The 13,405-nt window shown below is 71.3% G+C and carries 14 protein-coding genes and 1 tRNA gene; 6 read left to right on the top strand and 9 right to left on the bottom strand.

What is annotated here, in order from left to right:
- Positions 1–159 precede the first annotated feature (159 nt).
- Positions 160–885, bottom strand: a complete 726-nt coding sequence (locus ACFV9M_RS06965; protein WP_385063451.1) for a class E sortase — start codon at positions 883–885, stop codon at positions 160–162.
- 67 nt (positions 886–952) lie between these two features.
- Complete coding sequence (locus ACFV9M_RS06960; protein ID WP_385063453.1) at positions 953–1,741, bottom strand: DUF881 domain-containing protein; 789 nt, start codon at positions 1,739–1,741, stop codon at positions 953–955.
- Between the two features lie 140 nt (positions 1,742–1,881).
- Here ACFV9M_RS06960 and crgA point away from each other — a divergent pair, with 140 nt between their 5' ends.
- Positions 1,882–2,136 (top strand): cell division protein CrgA, encoded by a 255-nt coding sequence (crgA, locus tag ACFV9M_RS06955; RefSeq protein WP_385063455.1) that lies wholly within the window; start codon positions 1,882–1,884, stop codon positions 2,134–2,136.
- A gap of 269 nt (positions 2,137–2,405) precedes the next feature.
- Here crgA and ACFV9M_RS06950 read toward each other — a convergent pair whose 3' ends face one another.
- Positions 2,406–3,299, bottom strand: a complete 894-nt coding sequence (locus tag ACFV9M_RS06950; protein WP_385063457.1) for a rhomboid family intramembrane serine protease — start codon at positions 3,297–3,299, stop codon at positions 2,406–2,408.
- 98 nt (positions 3,300–3,397) lie between these two features.
- Positions 3,398–3,925 carry a peptidylprolyl isomerase gene (locus ACFV9M_RS06945; RefSeq protein ID WP_385063459.1) on the bottom strand — a complete coding sequence of 176 codons (528 nt, stop codon included), beginning with the start codon at positions 3,923–3,925 and terminating at the stop codon, positions 3,398–3,400.
- Positions 3,926–4,261: 336 nt separating this feature from the next.
- Here ACFV9M_RS06945 and ACFV9M_RS06940 point away from each other — a divergent pair, with 336 nt between their 5' ends.
- Positions 4,262–4,966, top strand: coding sequence for a DUF5324 family protein (locus ACFV9M_RS06940; protein ID WP_385063461.1), 705 nt, complete (start codon positions 4,262–4,264; stop codon positions 4,964–4,966).
- A gap of 376 nt (positions 4,967–5,342) precedes the next feature.
- Here ACFV9M_RS06940 and ACFV9M_RS06935 read toward each other — a convergent pair.
- Positions 5,343–5,415: transfer RNA gene (locus tag ACFV9M_RS06935), tRNA-Ala, on the bottom strand.
- Positions 5,416–5,599: 184 nt separating this feature from the next.
- On the opposite strand from ACFV9M_RS06935, the gene ACFV9M_RS06930 reads away from it, so the two are divergent.
- The gene (locus tag ACFV9M_RS06930; protein ID WP_385063463.1) at positions 5,600–6,148 is read left to right on the top strand and encodes a helix-turn-helix domain-containing protein; all 549 of its coding nucleotides are present in this window, start codon (positions 5,600–5,602) and stop codon (positions 6,146–6,148) included.
- 214 nt (positions 6,149–6,362) lie between these two features.
- Positions 6,363–7,988, top strand: coding sequence for a serine/threonine-protein kinase (locus ACFV9M_RS06925; protein ID WP_385063465.1), 1,626 nt, complete (start codon positions 6,363–6,365; stop codon positions 7,986–7,988).
- On the opposite strand, the gene ACFV9M_RS06920 is transcribed toward ACFV9M_RS06925, so the two are convergent.
- Positions 7,952–9,298 (bottom strand): hypothetical protein, encoded by a 1,347-nt coding sequence (locus ACFV9M_RS06920; protein WP_385063467.1) that lies wholly within the window; start codon positions 9,296–9,298, stop codon positions 7,952–7,954. The two genes, ACFV9M_RS06925 and ACFV9M_RS06920, sit on opposite strands and share 37 nt — an antisense overlap.
- Before the next feature lie 342 nt (positions 9,299–9,640).
- Complete coding sequence (locus tag ACFV9M_RS06915; RefSeq protein WP_003999697.1) at positions 9,641–9,769, bottom strand: DLW-39 family protein; 129 nt, start codon at positions 9,767–9,769, stop codon at positions 9,641–9,643.
- 349 nt (positions 9,770–10,118) lie between these two features.
- On the opposite strand from ACFV9M_RS06915, the gene ACFV9M_RS06910 reads away from it, so the two are divergent.
- Positions 10,119–10,544 (top strand): DUF6344 domain-containing protein, encoded by a 426-nt coding sequence (locus ACFV9M_RS06910; RefSeq protein ID WP_385063469.1) that lies wholly within the window; start codon positions 10,119–10,121, stop codon positions 10,542–10,544.
- Between the two features lie 213 nt (positions 10,545–10,757).
- Here ACFV9M_RS06910 and ACFV9M_RS06905 read toward each other — a convergent pair whose 3' ends face one another.
- The gene (locus ACFV9M_RS06905; protein ID WP_385063471.1) at positions 10,758–11,573 is read right to left on the bottom strand and encodes a lipase family protein; all 816 of its coding nucleotides are present in this window, start codon (positions 11,571–11,573) and stop codon (positions 10,758–10,760) included.
- 426 nt (positions 11,574–11,999) lie between these two features.
- Between ACFV9M_RS06905 and ACFV9M_RS06900 the strand changes: the two genes are divergently transcribed.
- Positions 12,000–12,764: a glycosyltransferase family 2 protein gene (locus ACFV9M_RS06900; RefSeq protein WP_385063473.1), complete on the top strand. Its 765-nt coding sequence runs from the start codon at positions 12,000–12,002 to the stop codon at positions 12,762–12,764.
- A gap of 92 nt (positions 12,765–12,856) precedes the next feature.
- On the opposite strand, the gene ACFV9M_RS06895 is transcribed toward ACFV9M_RS06900, so the two are convergent.
- Positions 12,857–13,054 carry a ferredoxin gene (locus ACFV9M_RS06895; protein ID WP_385063475.1) on the bottom strand — a complete coding sequence of 66 codons (198 nt, stop codon included), beginning with the start codon at positions 13,052–13,054 and terminating at the stop codon, positions 12,857–12,859.
- Positions 13,055–13,405 lie beyond the last annotated feature (351 nt).

The raw sequence follows: 13,405 nt of genomic DNA, 5'->3' as shown, positions 1-13,405 counted from the left end.
CGGGATGCCGACGGTGCCGTGTCAACCGGGCGAGCGGGGTCTGGTGCGTGCGGCTGCAAGGCGGAGGAGGGCGGCGACGCGGAGCGTCGGCAACCGACGACAACGCCGCAGACGTGCGTGCCAGACCCCGCGTCCGCGGCGTGATCCGAACGACAGGCCCTAACGGCGCAGGGCCCCCGGTTCGCCTGCCTCCACGGGCTGGGTGGAGTCCAGGTGCGCCCAGACGATCAGCCGGTGACTGTGCCCCCACTCGGGGTCGCACGTGGTCAGCGTCAGATAGCGCCCGGGACGCGTGTACCCCGATTTACGGGGCACCGGATCGATCACCTCGACGTCCGTCGGCACGGTCCGGTAGGGCCCCCGGTCGATCCGGTACGTGAACCAGGTCGTCCCGTCCGTCAGCACCACCGCGTCCCCGGACCGCAGCTTCGGGAAGTCCTTGAAGGGGTCGCCGTAGGTGCGGCGGTGCCCGGCGACGGAGAAGTTCCCGGTCTGCCCCAGCCCCGCGGTGCCCGCGTAGTGGCCGAGCCCCTTCTTCAGGGTGCCGGTGTCCGTCCCTTCGAGCACGGGCTTGTTCCACGTGAAACCGAGCCGCGGGATGTACATGATCGCGAAGGGGCTGCCCGGCCGGTACGCGGCGGGCGGCACCGGGACGGACGAGGCACTCGGGGACTGCGGGGACGGTGAGGGCCGCGGGGACTGCGGGGACCGGGAGGAGTCCTGCGCCGGGTGCCGCGCCCACTGGTCGCGGAGGCGGTCGACCTGCTCGTCCATCACGTGGTCGGCCCGTACGCCTGTCCAGAAGAGCACGTAGACGACGAAGAGCACGATCACTGTGCCCAGGGTGACGCACAGCTCGCTGACGGTCCGGACGATCACGCGCACCGGCGGCTCCCAGGGAACGGCTACTCCGGCTGCTCCGCTTCTTCCGGGTGGTCCCGGCTGCCCGCGGCTACTCCACCGGCTCGGCGTAGTGCAGGTCCACTGTGCCCGAGTAACCCGGCAGCGTCACCGTCCCATCCTCGGTGACGTTCCAGCCGAGGCCGTAGACATTGACGTAGACCATGTAGTTCTGGATCGCCTGCGAGTCGGCGAGCGCCTTCTGGAGCTTCCCCGGGTCCCCGACCGCCTGGATCTTGTACGGCGGGGAGTAGACCCGGCCCTGGAGGATCAGGGTGTTGCCCACGCAGCGCACGGCGCTGGTGGAGATCAGCCGCTGGTCCATGACCTTGATGCCCTGGGCGCCGCCCTGCCAGAGGGCGTTCACCACGGCCTGGAGGTCCTGCTGGTGGATCACCAGGTAGTCGGGCTGCGGCTCGGGATAACCGGGGAGCTTGGCGGTGGCGTCCGGCGGGGCGTCGTTGAGCGTGACCGTGATCGCCTCGCCCTTGAGCTCCTGCGTGCCCGCCTGCGCCTCCAACCGGGCGAGTTTCTCGTCCTCGGCCTTGGTGCTGCCGTCGTCGGCCTCGGCCAGCGACTCCACGTCGTCGCGCAGGGCGGCGTTGGACTCGTCCAGTTCGCCGTTCTCGCGGCTGCGCTCCTGGATCAGGTCGGAGAGCTGCAGCAAGGACGCGTCCGTGCGGATGTTGGTGCCCTTGGCCGTGTTGAAACTGGTGACGAAGAGGAGTCCCGCAAGAGCGAACACACCCACGGTGAGCACCCGCACCGGCCGGAAACGGGGCCGGTGGCCGGGAGCGGAACCCGTTGAACCCGTCCCGGGGAAGTCGGCAGAATTGCTCAACGTACCCTTATCTCCTTCGGCGCCGTAGAAGCACTACGCTAACGGACGCCCGGGGGAGCCTCAGTGTCCCCTTGTACGCTGCCCCGAGCCCGACCCAGTTCCCTGCGCGGCCACGCAGCGCATCGACAGGAGAGACCCTCGTGCCGAAGTCACGTATCCGCAAGAAGGCCGATTACACGCCGCCGCCGGTGAAGCAGGCGACCGCGATCAAGCTGAACAGCCGTGCCTGGGTCGCGCCGGTGATGCTGGCCATGTTCCTCATCGGGCTCGCCTGGATCGTCGTGTTCTACGTGACCGACGGCTCCCTGCCCCTCGACCAGCTCGGCAACTGGAACATCGTGGTGGGCTTCGGCTTCATCGCCGCCGGATTCGGCGTCTCCACCCAGTGGAAGTAGCGGGCGGAAGCAGCAGGCGGACCACCCCTCCGCCCACCTCTGCCCAGGGGTATCCACCGAGTTATCCACAGCCGTTTTCCACAGTGGGGAAAAAGAACGACGATCTGTGGATAACCGGCCCGAGGTTGACGCCGGTGTGACGAACCCCAGCCCCTCGAAAAGCTGTTCGCCCCCTGCCTGACCTGCGAGAACACCGGTCAGTGACAGGGGGCACAGCTGTTCCCCCACCGTGTGCACAAGATCGGGCACACGCTGTGGACAACCTGCGCTCAAGTGAGCTGGCCGGTCCTCAAGAGGGTCATCACCACGGCCGCCACGAGCACCACCGCACAGGTGCCGAACTGCACCAGGGCACGCCGCTCACGCGGGGCGTGGACCATGCCGTAGCCGATGGCGACTCCGGCCACGAAACCGCCGACGTGGGCCTGCCAGGCGATGCTGCTCCACCCGAAGGTGATGATCCCGTTGATCACCAGCAGGGCGATGATCGGCCGCATGTCGTAGCGCATACGACGCATCAGGACGGCGGTGGCGCCGAACAGGCCGAAGATCGCGCCGGAGGCACCGAGCGAGGGCTGGTTCGGGGCCGCGAGGAGGTAGGTCAGGGCGCTGCCCGCGAGACCCGAGACGAAGTAGAGCGCGAGGTAGCGGACCCGGCCGAGGGCCTGTTCCAGAGGACCGCCGAGCCACCACAGGCTGAGCATGTTGAACAGGATGTGCATATAGCTGCTGTGCAGGAACATCGAGGTCAGCAGCCGGTACCACTGGCCCTGCGCGACACCCTGGACATCCTGGAGGGCCGGCACATAGGCCTGTCCGAGCAGATCGAACCGGTCGGTGAAGCGGTCGCCGACCGAGAGCTGCACCAGGAACGCGGCGAGGCAGAGGCCCATCAGGACCTTGGTGACGAGGCGGGGGTCGGCGGCGACGGTGCCGCCCGCGAGGGTCCGCGGCTGGGACGCCGAGGGCGCGTGCCCCGTGCCGGAACCGGTGCGGACGCAGTCCGGGCACTGGAAACCGACGGAGGCGCTGACCATGCACTCGGGGCAGATCGGGCGCTCGCACCGGGTGCAGCGCACGCCCGTCTCACGGTCGGCGTGCCGGTAGCAAGCGGGCAGGCCGCCGTGGGCGTCGTCCTGGCGGGTGCCCGGCGCCTGGTCCATGGGGTCCCCCAACGTCGTCGTCTGCAAGGCTGTGCCCCGCTCGTCACTACGGACGAGCGGGGCAGATGGTTCCCGACGGGAACCGGAGCGTCCTGCCGTCAGCGCTGCTCGACGACGACCGACTCGATGACGACGTCGTTGAGCGGGCGGTCGGTGCGCGGGTTGGTCTGCGTGCTCGCGATGGCGTCCACGATCTTCTGGCCGGCCGGGTCGGTGACCTCGCCGAAGATGGTGTGCTTGCGGGTCAGCCAGGCCGTCGGCGCGACGGTGATGAAGAACTGCGAGCCGTTGGTGCCCGGACCGGCGTTGGCCATGGCCAGCAGGTAGGGCTTGTCGAAGCGCAGGTCCGGGTGGAACTCGTCCTCGAACTGGTAGCCGGGACCGCCGGTGCCGTTGCCCAGCGGGTCACCGCCCTGAATCATGAATCCGCTGATCACCCGGTGGAAGACCGTGCCGTCGTAAAGCTTCGCCGAGGACTTCTCGCCAGTGGCGGGGTTGGTCCACTCGCGCCCGCCGGTGGCGAGCTCGACGAAGTTCTTGACCGTCTTGGGGGCGTGGTCCGGGAAGAGCCGGACCTCGATGTCGCCGTGGTTGGTCTTCAGGGTGGCGTACAGCTGCTCGGCCACGATCTGCCTTCCGTTGTCTTCCTGTAACACCCCGATCCTCGCACGCCCGGGACCGTACGTCGTCCGGCGCCCGTGTCCCGCGTCGGAAGAGGTCGCTCCGGGCACGCAAACGCGCCCCGGCCGTCCGGGGCGGGAGCGGGCGGAGCCGATCCGTGGCATTGTCGACGACAAGCTCCTGTTGCCCCGTATTCACCCCCTCTTGTATCCGATCACTACGACTCGGGACGTCCGGCAACCCGTATGCCTGTCCGCGCATGCCGAGGCGGCCGTCGGCAGGCATGATCCGTAAAAGGGTGGAAAGTCGAAATACCGTACGCCACCGAGGAGGAGGAACCCGTGACCCGCATCGACAGCGTGCGCGCCGCGACCGGTTCGGCGAAGGACAGCGTGCTGCACGCCGCGGAAGTGGTGGCGCCCTACGCCGACACGGCCAAGGAGAGGGCCGCGCTCTATGCGCAGGAGGCCCGCGTACGGCTCGCGCCCAAGGTGTCCCAGGCCGCCGTACAGGCCCGCGTGCAGTACGGCGCCCATGTCGCGCCCCGCCTGGAGCAGGCACGGGCGCATGTGCCGCCGAAGGTCGACCATGCCGCTCATGAGGCGGCCGCCCGGACGCGCCTGGCCGCTCGGCAGGCCGCCGAATACTCCCGGCCGAGGATCGAGCAGGCGAAGGCCGCGGCCGGGCCCGTGAAGGACGAGGCCGCCGCCCGGGGCATCGCCGCGCTGGCCGCGCTCCGCGGTCAGGTGACGCCCAAGGAGATCGAGAAACTGGTCCGCAAGCACCGGCGGCGGGCCCGGGCGGGCAAGCTCGCCAAGGCCTTGGCCGTGGCGGGCCTCGTCGGCTCGGGCGCTTACGCGGCCTGGAAGTGGTGGGACAAGCAGGCCAACCCGGACTGGCTGGTCGAGCCGCCCGCCGCCACGGAGGTCCCGGCCGCAGGCGGCCTGAACTCGGTGGGCGGTACCGGCGAGACGTCCGCCCTCGACCCCGAGGTCCAGGCCAAGGAGGCCGAGGAGGAGGCCGCGAACCGCGAGGACCGCAGCTGAGGCCTCGTCGTATACGACACGACGGACACAGTGACGACGTGGTGCCTACGCCGTACGGCGCGGTGCCGACGGTGTGGGGCGTCATGCCGGCGGTGTGCGGCGTGGCGCTGACGGTGTGCGGCGATCACGGAGGACCACAGCGACGTTTCACGTGAAACACCCCTTTGACCGCGTTTACGTGGCCGGAGGGGTGTTTCACGTGCGGGACGGTGACGCAGCGCGCTCGGGGCGACCCGTGGCGTATCCATGGCGAATCCGTGGCGCAGGGGCGCGTGCAGGAGCCGCATGCGGAGCTGTCACGCGGGGGCTGCCCCCGCGAAGAGCACGAAAAATGCCCTCCGAGCTGCGTTTCCGCAGTTCGGAGGGCATCTCCAGGTGGAGCCTAGGGGAGTCGAACCCCTGACATCTGCCATGCAAAGACAGCGCTCTACCAACTGAGCTAAGGCCCCTGGAAGAGAAGCGTCCAGCCGGAGAAACCCCATACCGGCGGGCGCCGCAGACCAGAGTACCGGGTCACCCCCCTGATTCCGCAAAAAGATTGGGGGTCCCCGCGCATGACCACGCTCCGTAAGATGCTCGGCGTGGTTCGCGGCAGCGAACCACGGTTTCTGGGGAAGCGATGGGGAGACGCACATGGACGCCGCACAGCAGGAAGCCACCGCGAGAGCGCGGGAACTGCAGCGGAACTGGTACGGAGAGCCGCTGGGGGCGCTCTTCCGCAAGCTCATCGACGATCTCGGTCTCAACCAGGCTCGTCTCGCGGGGGTACTGGGACTGTCGGCGCCGATGCTGTCGCAGCTGATGAGCGGTCAGCGGGCGAAGATCGGCAATCCGGCGGTGGTGCAGCGGGTGCAGCTGCTTCAGGAGCTGGCGGCCCAGGTCGCCGACGGCAGCGTCAGCGCCGCCGAGGCGACCGAGCGCATGGACGAGATCAAGAGGTCGCAGGGAGGCTCGGTGCTCAACAACACCACGCAGACCACCAGCGGTTCGGGGGCACCGACGGTCAAGCGCGTGGTCCGCGAGATCCAGTCGCTGCTGCGCTCGGTCGCCGCCGCCGGCGACATCATCGAGGCCGCCGACACCCTCGCCCCGACCCACCCGGAGCTGGCAGAGTTCCTCCGGGTGTACGGCGCCGGCCGCACCTCCGACGCGGTCGCGCACTACCAGTCCCACCAGAGCTGAGCCGACGGCCCGGAGACCGAAGGGGGTTCGGCGACCGGGCCGGCGGCAGGCAGGAGGGCGTCATCGCCCGTCACGGGGGTCCTGCCGCCCGGAAGGGGACGCACCACGCGTCCAGGGGGTCGAGTCACTCATCACGGAGGGGGTCCTGTCGCTCGTCTCGGGGGTAGCGAGGGACAGGAGGGGGAAACCGCAGGGGGAGGAGCGACGCACTGCCATGGGTGAGGTCTTCGCCGGACGGTACGAACTCGCCGACCCGATCGGCCGTGGAGGGGTGGGCGCCGTCTGGCGTGCCTGGGACCACCGGCGCCGGCGCTACGTGGCCGCCAAGGTGCTCCAGCAGCGCGACGCCCACGCCCTGCTGCGTTTCGTGCGCGAGCAGGCGCTGCGCATCGACCACCCCCATGTGCTCGCCCCCGCCAGCTGGGCCGCCGACGACGACAAGGTCCTGTTCACCATGGACCTGGTCGGCGGCGGGTCGTTGGTCCACCTCGTCGGCGACTACGGTCCGCTGCCTCCCGTCTTCGTCTGCACGCTCCTCGACCAGCTCCTGTCCGGGCTCGCCGCGGTCCACGCGGAGGGGGTCGTGCACCGTGACGTCAAGCCCGCCAACGTGCTCCTGGAGGCCACCGGCACGGCCCGGCCGCGGCTGCGGCTGTCCGACTTCGGCATCGCGATGCGCCTGGGCGAACCCCGCCTGACCGAGACCAACCTCGTGGTGGGTACGCCCGGTTACCTCGCGCCCGAACAGATGCTGGGCTTCGACCCCGACTTCCCCGCCGACCTGTTCGCCGTCGGCCTGGTGGCGCTCTATCTGCTGGAAGGTGCCAAGCCCGACGCCAAGGCACTCGTCCAGTACTTCACGGAACACGGCACACCCGGCGCGCCCCAGAACATCCCCGAGCCGCTGTGGCAGGTGGTGGCCACGCTGCTGCAACCGGATCCGCAGGCCCGCTTCCGTACGGCCACCGGGGTGCGCAAGGCGCTGGCGGCGGCCGCCGAGCTGCTGCCCGAGCCCGGCCCGGACGACGAGCAGATCGAGATCTTCGACCAACTCGGGCCGCTGCCGCCGGGATTCGGTCCCGAGGGCCCGCTGAAGCGCGCCTCCGGCATCACCGTGGCTCCGTCGGCCTTCGAAGGCGTCGAGGGCGCCTCACCGCAGCACGGCCCGGGTACGGGGTCCGTGGCGTACGGCCGGGGCACCGGCTCCAGCACGTCCTCCGCAGCGAGCGATCCGCGTCAGCCCGGTGGCCCGCCGGCCTCCGCGCCCACGCCCGGCACACCCGTCCCCTCCATGTCGGACACCGGCAGCTTCCATCTGCCGCCCCCTCAGCCCACCCGGACCCCCACGCCGACGCCCACGCCGGCTTCCACCTCCGAGCCCCCTCCCGCTCTCCCTCCACGACAGCACCACGCCACGGGCTCCCCGGACGTCTCCGCGGACGTCTCCGCGTACCACTCCGCGTACGACTCCACGTACGACTCCACGTACGCGCTGCACTCGGGTGGTCGGCGCACCGGCGCCTCCACCACGGCTGCGTACACGGCCCAGGACCCGCAGCCGCAGTCGCAGGCCAGGCCGTCGGGGCAGCCGGAGCCGGCGCCGCGGACCTTCTCGCCGCATCCGCATCCGCATCCGCCTTCGCCGCCCGCTTCGGCCGAAGGCCCCGCGTCCGCCGAGGTCCCCGCGTCCTCCTCCGGAAGGGCAGGGGCTAATCACCGGGGTCACCGCCGTGCCCGTGCGCCGCGCCGGCCCGGCCCGCCCGCGAAGGTGGCGCTGCCGCTGCTGCTGCTCGCGCTGGCCTGTTACGCCGTGGGGTTCTGGGCGTTGGCCCGGATCTGAGCGGAGGCCCGGCGCCGGGCCGTGACCGTCCACACGCCGAGCACCAGCAGCAGCGCGCTGCCTGTGCCGATACCGCCCACGGCGACCGCCCTCATGGCGGTGGCGCCGCCCCCGCCCGCGGCCGCGGTGCCCTCCGGCGCGCGGGCCGGGTCCCGCGCCCCGGCGTCGAAGACGTCACGCGGCACCGACTGCCCGGCGTACCCCGGCCCGGACCGGCCTGCCGCTCCGTCGACGCGGACGCGCAGCCTCAAGCCGTGGGGCCCGTCGCCGAAACGTTCGGCGACCTGCGCGGACAGATGCAGCACGAGGTAGTAGGAGCCGGCGAACCGCAGGCTGTCGGCGGGGTCGGTGGGGGCGTACCGGTTGCCGTACCGGACCGGCGGCACGGGGGCGAGGGAGGTCGACGTCTGTCTGCCGCCGTAGCCGACGCTCGTGTGTACGACCTCGGCGCGCACCGGGTTGTAGAGCGTCATGTCGAGCGCGGGCACCACGAACCCGTTGTCCTGCCCGGCGCTGTCCAGGTCGACGGTCGCGTACACCTGCTGCCCCCAGCCGACGGGCACCTTGTAGAAGAGGGTCTGGCCGGGGGTGAGCTCGTCGCGCCAGACGCCCTGTGACAGCGGGGTCGCCCCGGCGAAGCCCGATCCGCCCCGTAGGCGCACCGGCTCGGCGGCGAGCGGGGCAGGGGTGGCGGAGTTCCACGTCTCGGGCACACCCGTGGCTCCGGCCTTCTCCAGGGGCGGCTCGGAGACGGGCACCAGCTCCAGTTGCCAGGGCCGGTCGGACTCGGTGCCGGTGCCGGTGTCGGTGCGCTCGACGACGACGTAGTAGGTGCCTGCTTCCTGGCACAGTCCCAGGCCCGGCTGGATTTCCCGGGCGGCCCAGGCGGTGATCGGGTGCGGGCTGCGGGAGGCGCCGGTGGTCACGGAGTCGTAGGAACAGCCGACGCTGTCGGCGTTCTGCACGGAGACGCTGATCCCGTCGCCGCTCGCCAAGGTGGCGCCGGGGCGGGGGACGGCCGTGACGGAGACGTAGGTGTTCGAGGTGGCGTCGAGTTCGAGGCGGTAGTAGGCCTTGCCGCGGCCCGTGAAGGAGCTCCGGTAGGTGGTACCGGGTTCCAGGCGTACGGCGTCACCGGTGCCCGTCGCGGCCTCGGCGCTCCGAGCGGCGTCGTCGAAACCGTAGCCGTATGCGGAGTCGCGGTCGTTGTCGTCGCCGTGGCCGTAGGGCTGGGAGGGGACGGCCGCCACGGCAGCGGTCCCGGGGAGCAGCACCGACGCCACAAGGGTCACCGCCGTCACTGCCGTCACAGCAGCCACACGAGCCATGGCTGCCACAGCAACCGTCACCGCAGTCGCCACAGCGGTCGCCACAGCGGTCGTCGCAGCGGTCACACGGGGCATCGCGGCCGCTCGCCCTCCGGCGGTCCGCCGTCCCGCACGCCGGCCCATCCGCACGCCCCCTCGCCCTCGCCGGCACCGGGTCCAGCCAGACCCGGCCGTGGGCCATCCTGCCCCGTCGGCCCGGGCACCACCCGCGCATTCCGTACGGTCGTCCGAAACGTCCGCCCCTACACGGGGTCGGGATCCCGTGCAACACAAAACCCCGACCGCTGAGGCGGCCGGGGTCTGCTCAGTTTTCGGTGTCGGTGTTCACGAACCCGTGGGCACGGAGTCGGTCGCCTCCGTCCACAGATCCTGCTCGGCGCGATCCGCCTGGATCTGGCGGTACACGAGGAGCCCGCCGATGGCGGCCAGTGCGACCAGGAGAAGCTTCTTCACCGCGCGACCTCGTCTTTCGTTGACGTTGGGGACCTCTGGCGCCCGACTATACACACCGACCGATATCGATCGGTGACCTGCGTCGGCCCCTCAACTACCGCCCTCCGCGGCGCAGTCGCCGGGCCCGAGGAGGCCGGATCACCCCATCGAACCGGAGGGTGACCACCCCTCCACGGAGGGTGATTTCGCCCCACCTGCGCCGGACTCCCACGCTTTTCTTCACTTATGCGGCCATCCGAGTGGTGTTCATCCGAACATCGCGGCGGCGCGAGCGTTGCTCCACCACTTCGTTCCCCTCATACACATCATGAGGAAAGTACGCAAATCGCTCGACCCGAAAGTGAGGGACATGACCGAGAACCGGGTCATGAAGCTGTGGACCGCCATCGTCACCGCCTTCTTCGCCGTGTGCGCCGCGCTCGGATTCGTCACGACGACCGCCACGACGGCGGTGGCACAGACCGAGCCGGCACGCAACAGCGACAACGGAGGGCGCACCGTCCACCCGGCCGTGCCGGCGGTGTCCCCCTGGGCCTGGCTCCACGCGCGGTCCCTTCCCCCCACGATGAAACAGCGCATCCGCGCCGAGGCCCACGGCAAGTCGCCCAGCTGCCGCACCCGCCCCCTCCCGGAAGCGGACCCGGCCGAACCCGTCGCCGACGCGGCAGCCGCCCCGGCCGCCGTCCCGGACCAGCCGACCGAGCCCGCCACGACGTCCTGCGAGCCCGAAGTCCTCCCGAGCGGCCCCAAGGCGCCGATCCCGCTCCAGCGCTGAGGACGCGGCACCACCACCGACACGATGTAACGGCGACTTGCGTACAGCCTTACAGCGCGCACGAAGCAGGCCCGGCGGCTCCCAGGAGCCACCGGGCCTTCGCCGTGCCTGCCGGGCGGTGGGGCGGTGGCGGGCGATGGGGCGGTAGGGGGGTGGGGCGGTAGGGGGTGGGGCGTGGGCCGGGGCCCGGGGGCGCCGGGCGGGCCCCTCACATCAGCGCAGGTTCTTCTCCAGCAGGGCGACGTAGTGGTCGATGAAGTGGTCGCGAATGCCGTCGCCGGCCGGCGCGAACGGATCCGCGGTCGCGCCCCGCACCTTGTCGGCGAGCAGGCCGACCGTGGGAATGCGGTCGTGCAGCCTGCCGTCGGCGTCGAAGTAGCGGAGGGCCTCGACGTGGCGGAACGGCGTCGGCGGGACCTGGGGCACGATGTCGTTGTTGTTGACGAACCGGAACGTGCGTCCCTTGAGGGCGGTGTCGTAGGCGGTGGCCAGGGTGGCGTCGCAGGTACGCGGCTGGCCGTAGGTGTAGACGCCGTGCGGGGTCAGGTTGGGCGCCTCGAAGTACATGCGCGCGCCGGACAGCATCGCCAGGGCTCCGCCGAGGCTGTGCCCGGTGAACCACACCGACTGACCGTTGTCCTTGAACTCCGCGACCGTCTCGCGGATGTGCGGGTGCACGACGTCGAGCGCACGGTGGAATCCGACGTGCACATGCCCCTTCCCGGCCGGTCCGGGTACGGGCGGGGCGGTGGTGTCGGTGAGCCAGTCGCGGATCTGCTCCGGCTCGGTGCCGCGGAACGCGACGAGGACCATGTGCTCGCTGGCGGCGACGTAGGCCTGGGTGTCCTCGATCGGGAAGGGCATCGTGTGGGGCGCCGAGAAGTGGCGGAACCGGTCGAACTTCCACTCGCGGGCGAGCTGCTCGGCCTTCTGCGGGGGCTGGTAGGCGGCACGGGCGGCGTGCGCGAGCCAGTAGGCGTGCGTCGGCGAGTAGCCGGAAGCGGAGTGGTCCAGGGGCGCGACGGACACGGGCGTCTGCCTTTCGACGGTGTGGGGGGTGAGGGAGGAAAGGGACGGTCCGTGATGCTGGCAGGGCCTCGCGCCCCGGTCCGTGCGCGACATCCGGCTCCGTGGGCGGCGCGCGAAGCAGATCAGGGGCGTACGGGTACGCCTACGGGGCGCGCACAGGCACGCCTACGGGCACGCCTACGGGCACGCACAGGCACGCCCACGGTGCGCGTATGGGTCCGGCTGCAGGCCGCGTACGGGTCCGCCTACGGGGCCGCGGTACGGGTCCACCTACGGGGCCGCGGTACGGGTCCGCGGTACGGATGAGCCCACGACGCGTCCGTGTACGGGGAACACCCCGAGTACTCGCCCCTTCTGACGCCCCATAGGCTGGAAGAACGTGACGGAGTCACCCGTGACCACGCTCCCGGAAAGGTGGTGAGTGCCGTGAGTGCCGCCGTGAGCCGGCGCATCGTCGTCGTCACCGCAGTGCACGCCCCGTCCGCCCCGTACCTGCCGGAGGCCTACGCGTCGCTGTGCGACCAGGAGCTGCCCGACGGCTGGGAGTGGCACTGGGTGGTCCAGGAGGACGGCACCACGGACGAGGTCGCCCCGCACCTGCCGGAGGGCGACCCGCGCGTGACCTTCCGTCAGGGACGCCGGGGCGGACCGGGTGTCGCCCGCACCATCGCGCTCGCCCACGCCGAGGGCGAGTACGTGAAGGTCCTGGACGCCGACGACCGGCTCGCCCCGGGCGCCCTGGCCCGCGACCTGGCCGCTCTCGAAGGCGATCCGACGATCGGATGGGCGACGTCGCGCGTCCTGGACCTCCTGCCGGACGGCACGACGGCCGGCTTCCCGGGCGACCCGTCCGACGGGCCGATCGAACGCGGCGAGATAGTGGCCCACTGGACGGCGAACGACTTCCGGGCGCAGGTGCATCCGGCGACCCTGTGCGTACGGCGTGATCTGCTGCTCGCGCTGGGCGGCTGGATGGCGCTGCCGGCGTCGGAGGACACCGGACTGCTGCTGGCGCTCGACTCGGTGAGCCGCGGATGGTTCTCGGCGGAGGTCGGGCTCCTGTACCGGAAGTGGAACGGCCAGGCCACGGGGCAGGCGGCACACGTCGACCCGATCGAACGGGCGGCCCGCATGGCCGTCGTGGCGGCCCGGGCGCGAGCGCTGACGTCGCTGACGTGGAGCGGCCCCTGAGGGCGTCCCCGGGGTCTCCTCCCGGAACTCACCCGGGTTTTGACGGCCGGTTCCCGGGGGGTCTCCCTCGGCGGGGTCCTCGGCTCCTCCCCCTACGTTCCCGTCTCCTTGATGGCGATGGCCTGGGACGGGCACCGCTCGGCCGCCTCCCGCACCTCCGGTTCGTCCCCGGTCTCCTCGCGGCCCGGCAGGACGGCCCCGAGACCGTCGACCGCCGTGAAGACGGACGGCACCCGGTAGACGCACTCGCCGGAGCCGTAGCAGAGGTCGGGGTCCACGGAGATCCTCATGTGCCCTCCCGTCACGATGCGAACCAAGTGGCCTACAGGCGTGACTGCCCTCCACGCGGCTCCCTCAACCGACCGCGACCCCGATCCCCGACCTCGGCCCACGACCCCGATCCCCGACCTCGGCCCACGACCCCGATCCCCGACCGCGACCCGCGACCCGCGACCGCAGTCCACGACCGCGCGCCCCCGGCGGCGCCCCACCGGCGCCCGGTCAGCTCCCCACCGGCTCCCACACGCCGCACCGTTCGGCACCGGTCCCTCCCCTCGTGCGGACCGCTGCCGAACGGTGCGGGTGACGTCGGCCCGCGCCGTTGAGGCGTGAACCGAGGTAAGCCGGGAACCCGTGGCCCG

This window comes from Streptomyces sp. NPDC059895, assembly GCF_042731035.1.
In the GTDB taxonomy this organism is placed as follows: Bacteria; Actinomycetota; Actinomycetes; order Streptomycetales; family Streptomycetaceae; genus Streptomyces.
This window is presented reverse-complemented; position numbering and strand designations above follow the sequence as displayed.